The following is a 3,042-nucleotide window of genomic DNA, read 5'->3' on the forward strand; positions in this document are numbered from 1 at the left end:
TGGCAGAGTTGGAAAAACAGATTAATCGACTTCCCCATTTGCCAAAGTGGTTTGTGGAAATCCCTTATCAAACCACTTGACTATTGGATCATCTTTTTTATGGAGTTCTCTTAGAAAAAGAAGGTTGGAAAATCACTGATGATCCTTTAATTCTAACCTTAGAAAAAACCTTGCTTAAAGCTGATTTAGGAGCAGAAAAGTTTTTTGCTGCGGAAAAAGAAGATCGTAAAATTGCTGTAGAAATCAAAGACTTTGATACGCCTTCAGTTATCAGTGAATTAGAAAAAACAATAGGACAACTTCAATTATACCAATGGGCTTTAGATTCACAAGAACCTGAAAGAAAACTTTTTTTGGGCATTAGTGAAGCGGTTTATTTAAAACACTTCAAAAAAGCTATTTTCCAACTGGTTATTAAACGTAATAGAATCAATTTAATTATTTATAATCCTCAAAAGGAGATAATTGTCGAATGGATAACACAGTAAATTATGCCGATATTCTGACTCAAGTTATCAGAAAAGAATCGGCGATGCAACCTCGATTACAAAACCTTAAAATTACCCCAGTTTGTGATCCAGAATCAGGCCACTTTTTAATAATTATGACTGGTTGGGAAAAAGAAGCATGGATTAATACAATTTTATTTCACGCTCGTTTATTGAAAAATAAAATTGTCATTGAAGATGATAATCTTGAAGAAGGATTAACAACCACTTTAATTCAGGCTGGGATTCCCCCAGAAGATATTATTACTGGACTTTCCCTAGAGTAAGGCAGGCATTACCCACCTTAGCGATATCGCACTGAATGTTAGGAAAAATTATCTAAATGCTTCAATTCGATCTAAATAGACATTAACTAATTTATGTTCAATGACCAAAGCTTCAATCTGTGGCCAAATACGAGCTAAAAACTGATGAAATTCGCGTTTTCGTATATTGCCAAAACGGAGATGTACTACTTTGGGTGGGGAAAAATCTAGCATTAGTCTATCAGAAAAGTCCGCATCTTTCGTAACAATAACCAGTTTTTTATCCTTTGCATATTGCCAAATTTCCGTATCCCTTGGACTTCTACCTAAAACCGAAACATGAACGATCGGTAAAGATGGAGTGAACAGGATTTTAGCTGGTAAATTTTCATCGAAGAAAAAACCATTCATGCAATTTTTCTGACTTCATAGTGATTCGCCATCAATCTTGCTGCAAATTGCATACAGGCATAAATATCTTCTCGATTCAGAGAAGGATATTCTTCAAGGACTTCTTCAATAGAATCCCCTGCTCCCAAAAATTCCATAACTGTTTGCACAGGAATTCGGGTTCCAGCTATAACAGGTCTTCCATTACAAATATCTGGATTGATATGGATACGATTTTCCATTAAGGTTTTGTTACCTCTTTGATGACCTTAAGTAAACTTATTATACCCTTTCATAGTAACAGGTAAGGATGTTGGGTTTCCTTAAAATCGATCGCTGCAGCGGTAGGACCCGCATCAGGGAACGCACCCTACCAGAGCGGCGATCATACTATTCCCAAGTTAGAGTTATACCTTCTAGGTTACATACTCTCTGAATAGTTTCCAGTTTACTTTCAGTCAATTTCCCGAATAGGTGAACTCTCATTTTATGTTTGGGATAATACTGTCCATAACTCTTTATTTGGCCAATCGCTGATTTCCAGCCTTTTGTATTTTTAACTTCAATTATTTCAGTATTAGTTAAGACATCTATTCTACCTACCTTATCAATGTAAACCTCGGTTTTTCCTCCTAATTCTCTAGCCAGTTTGTCCCGATACCAAGCCTCTGTCCCCTTTACAGGAGAATTTATCTCCGGCTCAATAACTATGCCATTAAGCTGATTAATAAAGTCCCGAATTGCTCCTCTTACTAATTTTTGAGCAGCATTGGGGGACTGTCTTTTCCGTTTAGCCATTACTTACTCAGTGAATAATTTAGAGATCCCATACCCAGCTAAACCAATTACTGCTCCTACTGCCGCTACGGGAGCCATTGTAACTGCAACTGCCGTCCCCCCTACTGCTAATCCCATACCCCCAACCAATGCTGATATACCGGCTCCAGCACCCGCACCAATTGCCGCTGCTCCAATTGCCGTTGCGTCTTGTTCTTCTATTGCTTTCTTGGTTCCGTAAACTGCTGTGCCAACCACTGCTCCTGCTGCTGCTACTGGAGCCATACCGACTCCTAGAGCAGTTCCTCCTACAGCCAGTCCCATACCGCCAACTACTGCCGATGCACTAGCTCCAATCGCTGTACCCACTCCCACTGAAATCATTAGACCTCTGGCAAAAGTCTTTCGTGATCTAATAAAAGGTTATTTATTTTTGCCAATACTCTCACGAGACAGCGATCGCCACAAGGAGATAGTGTTGCCAGCGTCATAAAAGAGTTTTTTGGTGATACTGTTGAAAATCTGTCCTTAATAGATAAAAAACAGAATAAGAGTCTGAAATTTGCCGAAACGAATAGGTTATGTCGAAAGAAATTTAAGCGTTTAACGGGAATGAGTCGCCGAACTTTCTATCTGATTGTTAAGATCTGGACTTCCCCGTTGACAAAAAGCCATAACCTGTGCTGTAGAAGGGATTAAAAGAATTTCTGATGCCCCGTTACTGGGTACAAATCAGGGAAACTCCCAATAAATCTAACGCATGATTGTTGCAGTTGGGTCGGTCGAGTTATCTTAGAAAAACGATAACTTCCCTCCCTAATCGTACACTCTACTGTATTCAAGCAAATTGTCCCCAGGTCTTCCAACAAAGTCCGAAAGCTATGCACAGGGAGGTTCTCTTGATTCCGTTTTTTTCTCTCTTTAGACTGAGCGGATTCACTGCGACTCGCTTTAATCACATTCAGAGAACTATCATCAATTTCTTCATCCTCAAATAACAAAGGAGCTAAGGACTGTTTTAAATGCCATTCCACATAATAAGCCAACATACATAAAAAGATATGAGCTTTGACTCTATCACCCTTATAATGATAGATAGGACGTACCTTTAAATCAATTGA

General features: G+C 38.8%; 6 protein-coding genes and 1 pseudogene. 2 read left to right on the plus strand and 5 right to left on the minus strand.

The window, feature by feature from the left end:
- The first annotated feature begins 83 nt into the window (after nucleotides 1-83).
- Together H6G48_RS23120 and H6G48_RS23125 are read left to right on the plus strand one after the other, a co-directional pair.
- Nucleotides 84-488 (plus strand): element excision factor XisH family protein, encoded by a 405-nt coding sequence (locus H6G48_RS23120; protein ID WP_190723432.1) that lies wholly within the window; start codon nucleotides 84-86, stop codon nucleotides 486-488.
- A complete protein-coding gene (locus H6G48_RS23125; RefSeq protein WP_190723433.1) occupies nucleotides 473-775 on the plus strand; it encodes an element excision factor XisI family protein in 303 nt (100 codons plus the stop codon). The genes H6G48_RS23120 and H6G48_RS23125 overlap by 16 nt, the downstream gene beginning before the upstream one ends.
- Nucleotides 776-823: 48 nt before the next feature.
- Here the strand turns inward: H6G48_RS23125 and H6G48_RS23130 are convergent, their stop codons facing one another.
- From H6G48_RS23130 to H6G48_RS23150, 5 genes and pseudogenes are all read right to left on the minus strand, one after another.
- Nucleotides 824-1,165, minus strand: coding sequence for a DUF5615 family PIN-like protein (locus H6G48_RS23130; RefSeq protein WP_190723435.1), 342 nt, complete (start codon nucleotides 1,163-1,165; stop codon nucleotides 824-826).
- Nucleotides 1,162-1,386: a DUF433 domain-containing protein gene (locus H6G48_RS23135; RefSeq protein WP_190723437.1), complete on the minus strand. Its 225-nt coding sequence runs from the start codon at nucleotides 1,384-1,386 to the stop codon at nucleotides 1,162-1,164. Before H6G48_RS23135 ends, H6G48_RS23130 begins: the two co-directional genes overlap by 4 nt.
- A gap of 148 nt (nucleotides 1,387-1,534) precedes the next feature.
- Nucleotides 1,535-1,942, minus strand: a complete 408-nt coding sequence (locus H6G48_RS23140; protein WP_190723439.1) for a hypothetical protein — start codon at nucleotides 1,940-1,942, stop codon at nucleotides 1,535-1,537.
- Nucleotides 1,943-1,945: 3 nt separating this feature from the next.
- The gene (locus tag H6G48_RS23145; protein ID WP_190723440.1) at nucleotides 1,946-2,305 is read right to left on the minus strand and encodes a hypothetical protein; all 360 of its coding nucleotides are present in this window, start codon (nucleotides 2,303-2,305) and stop codon (nucleotides 1,946-1,948) included.
- Nucleotides 2,306-2,639: 334 nt separating this feature from the next.
- Nucleotides 2,640-3,042: pseudogene (locus H6G48_RS23150) on the minus strand (IS1634 family transposase); the annotation flags it as partial.

It is taken from the genome of Microcystis flos-aquae FACHB-1344 (assembly GCF_014698375.1).
GTDB lineage: Bacteria > Cyanobacteriota > Cyanobacteriia > Cyanobacteriales > Microcystaceae > Microcystis > Microcystis aeruginosa.

Excerpts from the sequence above, each read along its gene's own strand:
- H6G48_RS23125 (WP_190723433.1), top strand. The coding sequence starts at position 473 with ATGGATAACACAGTAAATTATGCCGATATTCTGACTCAAGTTATCAGA.
- H6G48_RS23130 (WP_190723435.1), bottom strand. The coding sequence starts at position 1,165 with ATGAATGGTTTTTTCTTCGATGAAAATTTACCAGCTAAAATCCTGTTC.
- H6G48_RS23135 (WP_190723437.1), bottom strand. The coding sequence starts at position 1,386 with ATGGAAAATCGTATCCATATCAATCCAGATATTTGTAATGGAAGACCT.
- H6G48_RS23140 (WP_190723439.1), bottom strand. The coding sequence starts at position 1,942 with ATGGCTAAACGGAAAAGACAGTCCCCCAATGCTGCTCAAAAATTAGTA.
- H6G48_RS23145 (WP_190723440.1), bottom strand. The coding sequence starts at position 2,305 with ATGATTTCAGTGGGAGTGGGTACAGCGATTGGAGCTAGTGCATCGGCA.